Raw genomic sequence first — 14,853 nt, 5'->3', positions numbered from 1 at the left:
CGTCCAGCTCACACTCTCGTCACCGCCTACGTCTGACGCTCCGGTAACCGATTGATTTTCCACCCCCCGTCTACTGTGCATGGGGTTGTTTTCGCAGTTTCGTTTGGGGCTACCCCCGCATCCGCGCGACCGTCGCATCCACCACGTTCTCCACCTCCTCGCGCCAGCTCAAAATCTCCATCGCCAGCACGGGGTGATTGAAGCCCTTGAGCTGGAGATCGTCCAGCGCGCGGGCCTCGACCCACGGCTCGACCATGCCGTAGACGCGGCGGCTCACCACGATCTGGTTGGGCTTGGCTTCGCCGCAGAGGCGGGAGGCGAGGTTGGTGACGCTGCCGATCGCGGCATATTCCAGCCGCTGCTCGAAGCCGACCTGGCCGAGCGTTGCATAGCCGAGCGCGATGCCGATGCCGAAGCCGAGGCTGTGCCCGCGGTTGCGCCAGCGCTCGGTCAGCGGGCCGATGGTGTCGCGCATCTCCACCGCCATCTTCACCGCGCGCCTGGTGTGGTCCTCGAACTGGATCGGCGCGTTGAACAGGATCATCACGCCGTCGCCAGCATATTTGTCGAGCGTGCCCTCGTATTTGAAGATCAGCTTGCCGAGCGCGGCGTGATATTCGCGCAGCACATTCATCGCCTCTTCCGGCTCGGTCGCTTCCGTGAACGCGGTGAAGCCGCGCAGGTCGCAGAACACGACCGTGACCTCGCGGCGCTGGCTGGTGAGCAACCCTTCCGGGCTGTCGGAGGAGGCGATCAGCTGCGCCACCTGCGGCGCCAGGAAGCGCTCGAGCTTGCGGATGCGCTCGATCTCGCCGAGCTGGGTCCTGACGCGCGCCTCCAGCGACTTGTTCCAGTCCTTGAGCTGCTCGGTCTGCTGCTTGAGCTTGTCCGCCTGGGCGCGCACGGTCGTGTTCGCCGCCTCCAGCGCGTGGCTCTTGTGGTCGACCTCGCTGAACAGCCGCGCATTGCGCATCGCCAGCACGGCCTGGTTGGCAAAGGTGCGCATCAATCCGATGACGCTGCCGGCGAACTCGCCGCCGGCGCGGCGCAGCACCACCAGCGCGCCCAGCGTGCCCTGCTGGTCGATCAGCGGCACCACCAGCACCGAATTGAAGCCGGCCGCGAGCGCGACCTCGCGCAGCGGCTGCTCGGCGGCCTCGCCGAGCTCGGCCAGCGCGATCGGCTCGCCGCTGGCGGCGGCATCGCTCAGGATGTCCTCGCCCTGCTCGATGGTGACGTGCGCGCCGTCGGCGGATTTGTCGATGCCGTTGGCCTCGGCCAGGTTGAAGCGGCCAGCCTCGGCGTCGAAGCCGTAGATCAGCACCGCGTCGGCACGGGTGATCTCGATCGCGCGGGCCGCGATCGTCGCAAGCACGGCGTTGAGATCGAGCGAGGAGGCCACCGCGCGGCCGACCTCCTCCAGCACCTTGAGCTCGTGGATCGACTGCGCGAGGTCGCGGGTGCGCTCCTCGACCTTGGTCTCCAGGTTCGAATAGGTCTCCTGGATCTGGTCGGCCATGCGGTTGAACTGCCCGGCGAGGTCCTCCAGCTCGTCGGAGGTGTGCACGTCGATGCGGTGGCTGAAATCGCCTTCGCCGAGCCTGTAGGCGCCGTCGCGCAGCGCCGTGATCGGGATGATCATGCGGCGCGCCAGCAGCGTGCCGGCGAGGATCGCGACCATCAGGCCCATGCCGATCAGCAGCGCGATGCGCACCAGCTGGTCGCGGATCGGCATCAGGGCCTGCGTGGCCGGCTGCTCGAACAGCACGCTCCAGCCGAGCTTCGGCACGATGCTCGCGGCGCTCATCACCGCATGGCCGTTGAAGTCGGTGCCTGACGTGTCCGGCTCGTGGCCGGGCGCGATCGCGGCTGCGACCTGCGGCAGCCTGGAGAGGTCCTTGCCAATCTCGGGTCCTTTCGAGGACGTCGCCAGCACGCGGCCGCGCGGATCGACGACATAGGCAAAGGCCGCCTTGCCGACCTGCGCGTCCGACAGGAAGTCGGAGAGGAAGCTGAGATCGATCTCGGCCACGGTGACGCCGGCGTTGAAGCCGGAATGCGCCACCGAGATCGACATCATCGGCGTCCGGTCGGCGAACCAGGCCGGTGCATAGCTGACGCCGCGGGCGACGGCGTCGGTGAAGCGCATGTCGCGGGAGAGGTCGGCATTGCCGCCGGTCGTGGTCGATTGCCTGGAGACGCGCAACACCTCGCGGCCGTCGCCATTGAGCTGGAACAGCTGGTTGACGTCGGAGACCTGGTGCAGCAGCGACGCATAGTCGGCGCGGCGCTTCTCCAGCGTGTCCTGGCTCGCCCGCGTCACCCAGCTGATCTGGCGGTCGAGCTCGGAGATCGACTGCTCGATCCGCCGGGCGGCTCCTTGCGCCTTGTCCTCCAGCCCGTCGGTCAGCGACGTCCTTGTGGCGCGGTAGGAGATCCAGGTCTCCATCGCCCCGTTGACGGCGAGGACGAACACGACGAGGCCGACGAGGGAGACGACGTATTTGGCGAACAGGCCCCCGCGCAGAGATCGTGTCTTGTCGTTCGCTCCTGCCATCCCGATCCTCTCGCGCCGCCATCGACGCTGCGCGCTACGGGCCGTTCTACCACAATTTGGGCCATGGGGCCGTGGCGGGGCCGGCGGACCGGCCGGCGTGGTTACCCGCTGCGGCTTTCCGGGCCGGTGGAAGGGGAAATTGCCGCAGCCTCATCCCGCTCGGAGGAAGCCGCAGGGGTCGAAGCCGATGCAAGGATCTGCCCGTGATGTCCAGCACGCCAGTCCTTAGGTCAGCGATTGAAGAGCTGCCGCAGCACGTCGTTCATTGGCTGACTGTCCTGCTGCGCCAGCGGCGGGTCCTCCAGCGCGGGCGCCGCAGGCGAGGCCTGCGGCGCAGGCGTGGAGGGCGTTGCCGGCACGCTGCGGCTGCGGCCGGAGCCGGTGCCGGTTGCTGCGCCACTGGAAAGCCCCTGCTGGATCAGATTGCCGATCGCCTCCCCCAGCGGGCCGCCGAGCGGATTGTTCTGCCCCGGCTGCTGGGCTTGCGGATTGGCATTGCCGGGCGCATTGCCGCCGCTTGGCGCGGTGGCGCCACCAAGGCCAAGGTTGCTGCCGAGGCTGCCCAGAATGTTGCCGAGCCCGGCGCCGTCGGGGCCGAACAGGCCCTTGCCCATCTCGCGCAGCTTGGCATAGGCGGCGTCCGGATTGTCCAGCATGCCGGCCATATCAGGATAGATCCGCGGCTGCGACCAGCTGCCCTGGATCATCACGGGGATGCCGAAGCCGACCGGTTCGGAGGTGCGGCCCTGGCCTTCGGTCGTCATCACGAGCTTCGGCTCGACGCGAAAGCCCATCATCTTGGTGTCGAGCGCGATGGTGCCGGCGCCGGTGACGCGCACCAGCGGCCCGATCAGATTGAGATCGGTCGTCACCGCCTGGCCCTTGTCGATGCGGAAGGAGGCCGAGAGCTGCGACAGGTCCGTGCTCTGCTCCTGGCCCGGGTCCTGATTTGCCTGCCAGCCGGACAGCGTGCCCGCCGTCAGCGAGCGGATCATCTGCGCGACGTTGATGCCGCGGATGGCGCCGTCCTGGAAATTGACGAAGGCCGTGCCCTGCATGTTCGCCATCAGCGCGCGCTGACTGTTGCCGGCGCTGCGCAGGGCGAGCTTGGCCTGCAGCTTGCCGTCGATGCGGTCGAATTCGGCAAGGCCCTGCAGCAGCGGCAGCGCGCGCACGCCGACGAGATCGGAATGCATGGCAAAGCTCGGCGCGCCGCTGGTCGCATCCAGGATCACCTCGCCCGAGACCTGGCCGCCATAGGCGCCGAGATTGGAGGTGCCGGCCTTCAGCACGCCGCCGGCGAGCTTGGCGTCGAGCGCCAGCGGCGCGATGCGCGCATCGCCGATCAAGGCTTCGTTCGCGGAGATCCGCAACTGCGCATCGACATAGTTGAGCCCGGACACGTTGATCGGCGCATCGCTCCAGGGCTGCCCCGCCGTGCCCTGCGGCGATTTCGCCAGCGGCATCGCGAGCCGCTGGAAATCGAGGTCGACCTTGACCAGAGGCTTGCTCGCGATGTCGACCGAAGCCCAGCCGTTGAATGCGCCGTCGCCGAGCCTGCCGTTCACGCCGTTGATCATCACCACATCGCGGTTGAGCCGCATCTCGGCGTGGCCGGTGAGCTGGGACTTCAGCACGTCAGGCATGTCGATGGCGAAATCTACCGGCACCGTCGGCCGTTCGGCCGGCGATGCCGGCGCGGCCGCCTTGATGTCGAACTTGGTTGGATGATCGCCGACGCGCGCGGTGCCGGTGATATTGACCTTGCGGTCGTGGTCGACGGTCGCGTCGGCGTTGATGGCGCTGATGCGGCCTTCGACACGATCGCGCAGGCGCGAGAATGCAACTTCGCCGTCGATCACCTTGATGCGGTCGATAGTGGCGCCATTGGTATCGAGCGCGAGCGGCTTCGACGGGGCGCCGGCACTCGGCAGGCGCTCACGCAGCAGCGGCTGGTAGAGCACGGGATGGGTGACGACGAGCTCGCCGATCTCAGGGCGGCCGGACCATATGCTTGCGAGCGACACGTCGGCCTGCACGCTGCCGATCGTCAGGCGCGTGATGCCGCTGCGGTCCCTGGGGTCGGCTAGCGTGAGGTCGTTCAGGGTGACGTTCAGCGTCGGCCACAGGCTGATCTTCGTGGTGCCGTCGATCGACAGGCGATAGCCGGTCGCGCTCTCGACGCGCGAGGCGATCGTGGAGGTCAGGAAGCCCGAGGGGATTCCCACCATCAGCAGGAGTGCGATCACGATGATGACGGCGGCGAAAGCTCCGCCGGCGAATTTCAATGCTCTCATGTCGACTTTCCAACGACGGATGATCGGCGTCGAACCCGGCAGATGACCCGTCCTTTGCGCCCTTAGTTTATCCCCGGACGGGAAGCGGCTCCAAGCGCGTAAAAATAGTCCGGGGGTGCTGCAAAGTTATGTGACTTATGACACACTTCTCCGGCGCGGTTTTACGCGATCCTGAAGTTTGATGGTTTCAAGCGATTTGACAGGAACAGTGACGTTCACAAGGACATTGAAATGAGCAAGCAGGCCGAATTTGCGGTCATCCTGAAGATGAACCCGATGTTCGCCGATCTCGGCGCAGACGAGCTCCAGCGACTGTCCAATCTCTGTCACACCCAGCATTTGGGGAATGGCGAGGTGCTGTTCCAGAAGGGCGATCCCGGGGACGCGCTGTTCGGCGTGCGCCGCGGCCAGGTCCGCATCGAGACCGGCGCCTCCGATGGCAGCCGGCTGACGCTGAATTTCATGGGCCCTGGCGACCTGTTCGGCGAGGTCGCGGTGCTGGACGGCCAGAGCCGCACGGCGGACGCCACTGCGGGCGAGACCAGCGAATTGTTCGTGCTGCGGCGCGAAGATTTCCTCGGCTTCCTCGAGCGCGAGCCAAAGGTCGCCATCAAGATCATCGCTCTGCTGTGCCAGCGCATCCGCTGGCAGAGCGAGCGCATGGAGGAATCCATGCTGCAGCCGCTGCCGGTGCGCCTGGCCCGGCGGCTCTGCGCGCTCGCCGCCGATTTCGGCTCCGAGGTCCACATCTCGCAGGAGCAGCTCGGCGTCTTCGTCGGTGCCGCCCGCGAGAGCGTCAACCGCCAGCTTCAGGCCTGGCGCAAGGAGGCGATTCTCGATCTCCAGCGCGGCCGGATATTGCTGCGGAACATGACCAAGCTGACCGCGATCGCGCGGAACGAGTAGGAGATGCGGCGGCTCGCGGCGTCCGATCTTCCTGCTCGCCGCGCACTCATCATCGCACCCAACCAGCGTCGTCCTCCGTTTGAGACGCGCGGTCCTACTCCGCCGCCGGGTGCACGAAGTTCTTTGGCACGCGGGGCGCCTCCGCTGGAGTCGTTCCGTGGTGATCATCCGTCTCGGCGTCCTCGCTGTGCACGATCAGCCGCTTGGCGAAGCGCCAGATCAGGGCGCCGAAATCGTCCATCACCATGAACATCGCGGGCACGAACACCAGCGACAGGATGGTCGAGAAGATCAGGCCGCCGATCACCGCGAGCGCCATCGGCGAGCGGAACTCGCCGCCGGCGCCGACCGCGAGCGCGCTCGGCATCATGCCCGCGGCCATCGCGATCGTGGTCATCACGATCGGGCGGGCCCGCTTCATGCCGGCGTCGATCATGGCTTCCTCGCGCCGCTTGCCGGCGCGAATGGCTTCGATCGCGAATTCCACCAGCATGATCGCGTTCTTGGTGACGATACCCATCAGCATCAGGATGCCGATCCACACCGGCGTGGTGAGCTGCTTGCCGGTGACGAGCAGCGCGGCGATAGCGCCGCCGATCGAGAGCGGCAGCGAGAACAGGATGGTGATCGGCTGCAGGAAGGTGCCGAACAGCAGCACCAGCACGGCGTAGACCATCATCAGTCCCGCCGTGATCGCGGTCGCGAAGCCGTCGGACAGTTCGTTCAGGCTTTCCGCGTCGCCGGAGGGCGAGACCTTCACGCCCTTCGGCAGAGTCTTCATGACCGGCAGGTCGTAGATCTTCTTGGTGGCGTCGCCGAGCGCGGCGGAGCCGACGAGGTCGGCCGCCACGGTTGCCTGCCGCTCACGGTCGTAGCGGTTGATGCTGGTCGGACCCTGGTCGAGCTTGACATCGGCGATGACCGAGAGCGGCACGCCGCCCTTCTCGCCGCGCTCGCCGAGCGGCACGCGCAACTGTTCGAGCGTCTTCAGATTGCCGCGCGCGGCATCCTCGAGCTGCACCCGGATCGGTACCAGGCGATCGCCGACGTCGAATTTGGCGAGCGCAGGGCCGACGTCGCCGATGGTGGCGACACGGATGGTCTGCGACAGGCTTTCGGTGGACACGCCGAGCCGTGCGGCGAGATCGGCGCGCGGTTCGATACGCAGCTCGGGACGCTCCAGCGAGGTCTCCGAGATCACATTGGCGATGGTGGGAATGCGTTTCATCTGCGTCGCAAGCTCGCTCGCGACGTTGTTGACGATGTTGGGATCGACACCGGTCACCACCAGCGAGATCGCGCGCAGGCCGTTCTCGTCCAGGAACCAGAAGCGGATATCGGGAACGTTCTCCAGCTCCTGGCTGATCGAGAATTCAAGCTCGCGCTGGGTGATGTCGCGGCTGTTCTTGGGCGTGTAGTTGATGATCAGGGCGGCGCGCCGCACTTCCTGGGTTCCCGGCGGGACGCGCCCGCCGTCGACGAAGATGCTCTTGACCTCGGGCCGCTTGCGCAGGCGCGCGACGATGTCCTCGGTGACCTTTTCGGTGTAGGCGAGCTGGGTGCCCGGCGGCAGCTCGAGGGCAAGCAGCGAGCGGGCGCTGTCCTGCGCCGGCAGGAAGCCCTGCGGCAGCAGCGTGATGCTCCAGATCGAGGCGGCAAAGACGCCGAGGCCGATCAGCACCGTGATGAAATAGTGCTTCACCGACCAGGCCACGATCCGGTGATAGGACCGCAAGATGCGGCCGGGCGGCGGTTCCACATGCGTATGGTGCTTGAGGAAGTAGGCTGCCAGAACCGGGGTGACGAAGCGGGCCGCGAGCAGCGAGAAGAACACCTGCACCGAGACGGTGATGCCGAACTGCTTGAAGAACTGTCCGGCAATGCCCGACATGAAGCTCGCCGGTGCGAAGATCGCGATGATGGTCAGCGAGATCGCGATGACCGCGAGGCCGATCTCGTCGGCGGCCTCCAGCGCGGCGCGGTAGGGCGACTTGCCCATGTTCATGTGCCGGACGATGTTCTCGATCTCGACGATGGCATCGTCGACGAGAATGCCGGTCGACAGCGTGATGGCGAGAAAGCTGACGAGGTTCAGCGAGAAGCCGAGCAGGTCCATCGCCCAGAACGCCGGGAAGATCGACAGCGGCAGCGAGATCGCGGCGATGATGGTCGCGCGCAGGTCGCGCAGGAACAGCAGCACGATGACGACGGCGAGGATGGCGCCTTCGAACAGGGTCGAGATCGCCGCGTGGTAATTGCCGTTGGTGTATTCGACCGAGGTGTCGATCACCTTCAGATCGACGTCGGGATAGGCCGCCTTGAGCGCGTCGATGCGCTTCTGCACGGCTTCGGCCACCTTCACGTCGCTGGCTCCCTTGGAGCGCTTGATGCCGAGCGCGACCACCGGCTCGCCATTGAAGCGGGCGAAGGTGCGGCGGTCGGCGATGGTGTCGGTGACGGTGCCGAGATCGTCGAGCCGGACCTCGCCGCCGCCGAACAGCGGAATCATGGTGCCGGCGAGATCGCCCAGCGTCTTGGCGCCGGCGAGCGTGCGGATCGCCTGGTCGTTCTTGCCGATCTCGGCGCGGCCGCCGGCGACGTCGACATTGGTGCCGCGCAGGCTCTGGCTGACATTGACGGCAGTCAGGCCCATGGCCTGCAAGCGATCGGGATCGAGCGAGACCAGGATCTCGCGTTCGACACCGCCGATGCGCTCGACCTGCGCGACGCCGCGTACGCCCTGAAGCGCGCGCTTGACCACGTCGTCGACGAAATAGGAGAGCTGCTCCGGCGTCTTGCCGGGCGAGATCGCGGCATAGGTGACGATCGGAAGGCCGATGACGTCGACGCGCTGGATCAGCGGCTCGGTGACGTTCTGCGGCAGGTTGGAGCGCACGCGCGTCACCGCGTCCTTGACGTCGTTGAGCGCGCGGTCGGTGTTGGTCTCGAGCGCGAACTGGATCGTGGTGACCGACAGGCCGTCGGTGATCGAGGAGGTGATGTGCCTGACGCCCTCGACGCCGGAGACCGCGTCTTCAACCGTCTTGGTGACCTGGGATTCGAGCTCGGCTGGCGCGGCGCCGAACTGCGAGACCGCAACCGAGATCACGGGGATGTCGGCCGAGGGCAGCCGCGTCACCGCAAGCCTGGTGAAGGAGGTCCAGCCGAGAACCAGGAGGATGATCGAAAAGACGACAGACGGCAGCGGATGACGAATAGACCATGCCGAGATATTGAGAGCCATCAGCGTACCCGCGTGCGATCGAGTTCATCGGCGAACATGGTCTTGATCTGGTCGCCATCATGGAGCGAAGAGCCGGCGTCGGCCACGACGATTTCGCCGACCTCGAGCCCTTCCAGGATTTCCGTCGAGGTGTCGGACGACAGTCCGACCCGCACCTTGCGCGTCTCGACGACATTGCCTTTGACGACCTGCACCATCAGATGGTCGATCGCGGTCTTGGGGATCGAGACGCCGCAGCTGCGCTTGGCGTCGATCGAGGCGCGGGCGAACACGCCGACCTTGAGGGATGGATTGTTGGTGACGCTGATACGGACGCGCCCGAGCTGGGTCGTGCGGTCGATTTCGGGCGCGACCAGCCGGACGCGTCCGATCAGATCGGGCGCGTCGTCGCGGCTGATGCGCACGGTCGCGCCGGAACTGAGCTTGGACATGTGCACCGCCGGCACCTGGGCGTCGAGCTCGATCTCGTTGTTGACGGCGATGCGGAACATCGGACCGGCCTGCGGCGAGGCCGGCGCGCCGACGATGGTGCGGACCTCGGTGATGAGCCCCGGCGCAGGTGCTCTCAACGAGATCGGGCCTTGTGGGCCGGGTCGCTGCGGCTGCCCCGGAATCTGCGGCGGCGCAGTCAGGCGCGCCAGCTCCTGGTTGTCGGCGACAATGGCGCCTTCGGTGACCAGGAGGTCGGTGACTCTTGAGCCTTCCTGGTCGGCAACGACCACCGCCTCGCGGCGCGGCACGAAGAAGCCGGTCACCCGGACCAGGTCGGAGAAGCAGGCGTTGGTCGACTTCGTCACGATGACGAGCGCCTCGCCCGGCGTCTCCTTCGCTTCGGGGCGATGTCGATGCTCGAACAGATAATAGCCGACGCCGAGCACGGCGACGAACAGCACAGTTCCGGCCGGCTTGAGATATTGAGTCAGATTCATCGCCGGATCATCCTGGCCTGGCTCACGGCCGTCCGTGCGAGGCCCAGACAGAGCGTTTCCCCGAAATAAAGCGTCCCGCAAGGTTGCGGGACGCGCTTTGGAAGCGAGACCTTACACCACATCACGACTGTTCACTGTAAAGGATTACGTCGAGCTCACTTCGTCGATGAGCTCACTTCGACGCGGTAGTCTTGTTTTCCATGTTGACGACCTGCACGCGGCGGTTGACCTCTGCCAGCGGCTGGCTTGGATTCTTGAGCTTGCTCTTGCCATAGCCGACGGTGACGAGATCGGTCGCGGAGATGCTGTATTTCTCGACGAGGTAGCGCTTGATCGAATCGGCGCGACGCTCCGACAGGTCCTGGTTGTAGGCTTCGCCGCCGGCGGCATCGGTGTGGCCGGCGACCACGAAGGTCGAGCCCTTCAGGTCGGGACTGGTCAGCGCCCGGCCGAGCGCTTGCACCGACGGCATCGACTTGGCGCTGATATTGGCGGAGTTGTAGTCGAACGTGATTTCGAGGTCGATGTTCGGCTTGTCCTTGACGACTGAAGCGATTTCCTCGCGCTCGGTCGACGACAGCGAGCGTGTCGAGCGGCCGCGCACGGACTGAATCAGCTTGGTCTCCGCCGCGTTCGGCGCGGATTCGGTCTGCGGGCCGATCGAGAGGCCGCGGGTCAAGGGCTTCTTGGCTGGCGGCGCGAGCGCGCGGACGATCTCGTCCTCGGTGACATTCTTGCTGTTGCCGTCATCGCCTGCGTAGGCGCGCGGCAATGACAGAGCGGCGCCGACGATGATGATGGACAGGATCGCGGTAAGTCCTTTTGCAGCCGATCTCATAGCCAGTCCCTCCTGCTCAGCCAGCTTGCGTGCTTCCAAATTCCGGCAACAAGCCTCGGAAAAGGCCTCTTGCGGCATCCGCCCATTAGTCTTTCTTGGCCCATCCAAGGTTCGAGGCTTCGACGGCCTCAACTCGAAAAAATATCAACGCACTCCGTAGCTTGCGAATTCCTGAACGATGTTCGGATCCATCGCCTTGGCATTGGCGATGTCCAGCGCCCCTTCCTGGGCCGAGCCGTTGCGTTGCTTGGCAAGGCCCCGTCCGTAGAGCGAAGAGGTCAGGCGCGGGTTGATCTTCAGGGCCGCGTCGAAATCGGCGATGGCGTTCTTCACCGCGCCCGACTTGAGGTTGACGAGTCCCCGGCTGTCCAGTGCATCGACGAAGTTCGGCCGAAGCCGCAATGCCTCGTTGCAATCCTTCAGCGCGCCCTGGAGGTCACCGACCACGGTGCGAGTCCAGCAGCGGTTGTTCAGCGCCTCGACGTCCTTCGAATTGATCCGGAGCGTGTCGTCGAAATCCTTGATCGCAAGGTTGTAGGCGCCCTTGCTGGCATAGACCTGGCCGCGCCGGTACAGCGCGTTCACGTCGTCCGGATTGGTGGCGATCTTGGCGGTCAGGCCCTTGATCGTGGGATCGTCAGCCAGCGCGGCGGCGCTGGGTCCGCTGTCGGCGCTCGGCGCGAGGCCGGGATCGATCGGTTTCACCGGCGGTGGTGGCGGCGGCAGGGCGGCCTCGATCTGCGGCTTCGGCGCGGGGGGCGGCGCGGGTGCGGGGGCAGCTGGAGCAGCAGGAGCCGGTGCCGCAGCAGTGTCGGCCGGCTTCGGCGCCGGTGCCGGCGGGGCAGGTGGTGCCGGCGGCGGGTTGTTGGCGACGACGGCCGGCGCAGCGGGAGGCGCGGGCGGCGGCGTCGTTGCGGGACGCGATCCGCCGGCGCCCGGAATGAACGAGAAATCTTCGGCCAATGACGAGGAAATCCACGGCACCTGCTCGCCGCGAGAGGCACGGGTGACGCCCATCTTGGTGCGGTTCAGCGTCTCTTCGGCCATCAGGTCGGGAACGCGGATCTCCTTCAACAACTCCTGGACGAACAGGCTGTGGTCGCCACCGGCGTCCGAGACCACCGAGGCCAGCGCCGCCGAATACATCACCAGAGTGCCGTTGGGCGCGATGACCGGGGTCAGGCCGGCCGAGAAGCTGCGGAACCGGCGCTCGAACGGATTGCGCCTGGACGCATCGATCAGCGCGATCTTGACGCCGGCGCCGCGGCTGTTGAGCTCGCCGAGCACGGTCTCGAGGCTGAAACCATCTCGGCGTACGTCGGACTCCGTCCAGATCTGCGCATCGACCGGAAGCAAGTAGCTCTGGCGCGCCGACTGGATGCCGAAACCGCTGAAGAACACCAGCGCCACCGATCCCGGCTTGATCTTGCCGTAGAGCTTGTCGAAGGCGCGGCGCATCGCGTCGCCGGTCAGGTTCTCGCCGACCTCGACCGAGAAGCCGTCCCGCTTGAGCTCATCGGCGACGTCGCGCGCATCGTTGATCGGTTCCTTCAGCGGAGCATCCGCGTCCGGATATTTGGCGTTGCCGATGACCAGCGCAAAGCGGTCGCCGGCCGCAAGCGATGGGGCAGTCGGGACAAGCGAGACGAGCAAGAGCAGAAGAAAAACGAAGCGAATTTTCATAATCAGCGCGGTCCAGCCAAAAAGGCGCCGTTCCAGCTTGCGCCGCGGCGACCTTAACTTACGCTTCCTGCATTATCAAACCGGGGACGGGGGGCGTCAACCGCTTGGAGATTCGGCATTATCGTAGCGATTGACCGCAACGTATGGGCGTGCCGCGAGGGGGATTAGACGGGCTGTCATGACGGTACTCGGCGCGGCCTGGTTCGATCCTATCGGCAGCATGTAAGGGCAACCATGGCGATGAAAATGTGATTGGTCTCACATTGCGGGGCCGGCCCCCGACGCAATGCCCCGTTTGACCTTTCCTGCCGACGATGGCTTGGTGTGCTCGATCGTCCCAGAAGATCCAACTCAGAAAAGCAAGGCCATGGGAAACGTCTACGAAATCTACGCCCTGCGCTACGCGACGATGTCGCCGCGCACCCCCAGCATGAACTTCCTGGCACCCGATCCACATGACAGTGCGGCGCAGGACCTCGACTATTTCGTCTGGCTGATCCGTGGCGGTGGCCGCGACATTCTGGTCGACACCGGTTTCAATGCCGAGGAGGCGAGCGCGCGGGCGCGCAAGCTGACGCTCAACCCGGTCGATGCGCTGGAGCGCTTCGGGGTTGCCGCATCTGCGATTCGCGACGTCATCGTGACGCATCTGCATTACGACCATGCCGGCAATCTCGACCGCTTCCCGAATGCGCGCTTCCATCTCCAGGAGCGCGAGATGGCTTACGCGACGGGACGCTGCATGTGCAACGGACTGTTGCGACATCCGTTCTCGGTCGAACACGTCACGCAGATGGTGCGCCATGTCTATCGCGAGCGCGTCAGCTTCTATTCGGGTGACGGCGAGGTCGCTCCGGGCGTCACCGTGCATCGTGTCGGCGGCCATTCCGACGGCTTGCAGGTGGTCAGAGTCGAAACCGCGCGCGGCCCGGTGGTGCTGGCATCCGATGCCGCGCATTACTACGCCAATCTGCAGCGCAGGAGCCCGTTCCCGATCGTCTACAATGTCGGCGACATGGCGCAGGGGTGGGAGACGATCGAGCGCCTCGCCGGTCACCCCGATAGATACATTCCCGGTCATGATCCGATCGTGACGGAGATCTATCCGCGTGCCAGCGAGAAGGTCGACGCCTGGGCGCTGCATATGCCGCCGACGCGATCGTTTGCGAGATAGCCGCTGAGGCCTGCCCCATGCTCGTCGTCCCGGACAAGCGCGCCCAAAGCGCGCGTAGATCCGGGACCCATAACCCCCAGGGAGGAGTCGTCGCGCGAGCTGGCAACTCCGAGTCTTCGCCAAACATCTCCCTGTGGCTATGGGTCCCGGATCTGCGCTTCGCTCTAGACAACGCTTTGCGTTGTCTAGAGCTCTGCTTGTCCGGGACGACGATTGAGGTTTTGGCCGTCGTCTCATACTCCGCTGTCGTCCCGGACAAGCGCGCATCAAGCGCGCGCCGATCCGGGACCCATACCCCCAGGGAGGAGTCGCCGCGCGAGCTGGCAACTCCGAGTCTTGGCCAAACCCATCATGCCTCGCCACAGGCGGAGGGATTGATGGGTTTCGCTGACGATCTACCCATCCTGTGAGCTGACCTTTTCTTCGGACGCGTGCGGTCTCCGAGACGGGCGGCAGATATGGTGTCAACGAGTGCCGGCAGGATCGCCACAAGCAACGATATCGCGAGGAGATTTTCGAGCCGCTAGCTCCGGCGGAGAGAATACCGCCAGGTATCCTCTGTCCCCTGCGAGCCTATATGTGGCGACCTCGCGATAGCCGACGGCAGTCAATTCGCAGCGCAACAGCGCAATTGGCGTGCCATGCTTCGGCGTCGGAAGCTCAAGATCGACAATTCCGACCCGCGCACCCTGCTTCAAGGAGGGCGCGAGATTGTAGAGGAAGGCATAGGGTTGCGCTATCTCGTGATACATATGCACAAGGATAGCGGCATCCAGCGAGGAAGCGGGCAGACGCGGGTCGTGTGGTTCGCCGAGCGCGAATTGCACGTTTGTCAACTTCAGAAGTTTTGTTCGCCTGGCGAGTTCGACGAGGTAATCCAGCGTGACGTCCTGGGCAACGACAGAGCCGGCGGGTCCGACGAGGTGCGAGAGCCTGACCGTGTGGTAGCCACCGCCTGCTCCAATGTCGCCGACTGTCATGCCTGGTTTCAGTTCAAGCAGACGTGCGATTTGACCGGCCTCATCGAGGGCATCGCGGTGCTCTTCGGCGGAGCGGCGGGGGCTGACGATTCTTGCAACAGGACGCTGTGGCGAGGGAAACTCGTTTGCAGCGACGCCAGGGGGGGCCAGATGACCTATGTCAGCGGCGTATGCGCGAGTTGCGACAAGCGCCACAAGGAGCATCGCTATATAAGCCAGTGCCGTCACGGGCCTACCAAGATTCC

The 14,853-nt window shown here is 65.5% G+C and carries 9 protein-coding genes; 2 read left to right on the top strand and 7 right to left on the bottom strand.

Annotated features, from left to right (window positions below; genetic code table 11):
- Positions 1 to 109: 109 nt before the first annotated feature.
- Together IVB23_RS19490 and IVB23_RS19485 are read right to left on the bottom strand one after the other, a co-directional pair.
- A complete protein-coding gene (locus IVB23_RS19490) occupies positions 110 to 2,557 on the bottom strand; it encodes an adenylate/guanylate cyclase domain-containing protein (protein WP_247799721.1) in 2,448 nt (815 codons plus the stop codon).
- Between the two features lie 230 nt (positions 2,558 to 2,787).
- Positions 2,788 to 4,854: an AsmA family protein gene (locus IVB23_RS19485; RefSeq protein WP_247799720.1), complete on the bottom strand. Its 2,067-nt coding sequence runs from the start codon at positions 4,852 to 4,854 to the stop codon at positions 2,788 to 2,790.
- Between the two features lie 231 nt (positions 4,855 to 5,085).
- Here IVB23_RS19485 and IVB23_RS19480 point away from each other — a divergent pair, with 231 nt between their 5' ends.
- Positions 5,086 to 5,760 (top strand): Crp/Fnr family transcriptional regulator, encoded by a 675-nt coding sequence (locus IVB23_RS19480; RefSeq protein ID WP_197969252.1) that lies wholly within the window; start codon positions 5,086 to 5,088, stop codon positions 5,758 to 5,760.
- 94 nt (positions 5,761 to 5,854) lie between these two features.
- Here IVB23_RS19480 and IVB23_RS19475 read toward each other — a convergent pair whose 3' ends face one another.
- From IVB23_RS19475 to IVB23_RS19460, 4 genes are all read right to left on the bottom strand, one after another.
- A complete protein-coding gene (locus tag IVB23_RS19475) occupies positions 5,855 to 9,004 on the bottom strand; it encodes an efflux RND transporter permease subunit (protein WP_197969251.1) in 3,150 nt (1,049 codons plus the stop codon).
- A complete protein-coding gene (locus tag IVB23_RS19470; RefSeq protein ID WP_035670616.1) occupies positions 9,004 to 9,933 on the bottom strand; it encodes an efflux RND transporter periplasmic adaptor subunit in 930 nt (309 codons plus the stop codon). Before IVB23_RS19470 ends, IVB23_RS19475 begins: the two co-directional genes overlap by 1 nt.
- 172 nt (positions 9,934 to 10,105) lie before the next feature.
- A complete protein-coding gene (locus IVB23_RS19465) occupies positions 10,106 to 10,771 on the bottom strand; it encodes an OmpA family protein (RefSeq protein WP_197969249.1) in 666 nt (221 codons plus the stop codon).
- 144 nt (positions 10,772 to 10,915) lie between these two features.
- Entirely contained in the window at positions 10,916 to 12,454 is a 1,539-nt protein-coding gene (locus IVB23_RS19460; RefSeq protein ID WP_247799719.1) for a caspase family protein, read from the bottom strand.
- Between the two features lie 367 nt (positions 12,455 to 12,821).
- Between IVB23_RS19460 and IVB23_RS19455 the strand changes: the two genes are divergently transcribed.
- Complete coding sequence (locus IVB23_RS19455; protein WP_197969247.1) at positions 12,822 to 13,628, top strand: N-acyl homoserine lactonase family protein; 807 nt, start codon at positions 12,822 to 12,824, stop codon at positions 13,626 to 13,628.
- Positions 13,629 to 14,092: 464 nt separating this feature from the next.
- On the opposite strand, the gene IVB23_RS19450 is transcribed toward IVB23_RS19455, so the two are convergent.
- Complete coding sequence (locus tag IVB23_RS19450; protein ID WP_197969257.1) at positions 14,093 to 14,812, bottom strand: methyltransferase domain-containing protein; 720 nt, start codon at positions 14,810 to 14,812, stop codon at positions 14,093 to 14,095.
- Between the last annotated feature and the right edge of the window lie 41 nt (positions 14,813 to 14,853).

It is taken from the genome of Bradyrhizobium sp. 191, from assembly GCF_023100985.1.
Taxonomy (GTDB): domain Bacteria; phylum Pseudomonadota; class Alphaproteobacteria; order Rhizobiales; family Xanthobacteraceae; genus Bradyrhizobium; species Bradyrhizobium diversitatis.
The sequence above is the reverse complement of the archived record's forward strand: the minus strand, read 5'-3'. Positions and strand labels throughout refer to the sequence as shown.

Coding starts and splice junctions, on each gene's coding strand:
- IVB23_RS19490 (WP_247799721.1), bottom strand. CDS start 2,557: ATGGCAGGAGCGAACGACAAGACACGATCTCTGCGCGGGGGCCTGTTC.
- IVB23_RS19485 (WP_247799720.1), bottom strand. CDS start 4,854: ATGAGAGCATTGAAATTCGCCGGCGGAGCTTTCGCCGCCGTCATCATC.
- IVB23_RS19480 (WP_197969252.1), top strand. CDS start 5,086: ATGAGCAAGCAGGCCGAATTTGCGGTCATCCTGAAGATGAACCCGATG.
- IVB23_RS19475 (WP_197969251.1), bottom strand. CDS start 9,004: ATGGCTCTCAATATCTCGGCATGGTCTATTCGTCATCCGCTGCCGTCT.
- IVB23_RS19470 (WP_035670616.1), bottom strand. CDS start 9,933: ATGAATCTGACTCAATATCTCAAGCCGGCCGGAACTGTGCTGTTCGTC.
- IVB23_RS19465 (WP_197969249.1), bottom strand. CDS start 10,771: ATGAGATCGGCTGCAAAAGGACTTACCGCGATCCTGTCCATCATCATC.
- IVB23_RS19460 (WP_247799719.1), bottom strand. CDS start 12,454: ATGAAAATTCGCTTCGTTTTTCTTCTGCTCTTGCTCGTCTCGCTTGTC.
- IVB23_RS19455 (WP_197969247.1), top strand. CDS start 12,822: ATGGGAAACGTCTACGAAATCTACGCCCTGCGCTACGCGACGATGTCG.
- IVB23_RS19450 (WP_197969257.1), bottom strand. CDS start 14,812: ATGCTCCTTGTGGCGCTTGTCGCAACTCGCGCATACGCCGCTGACATA.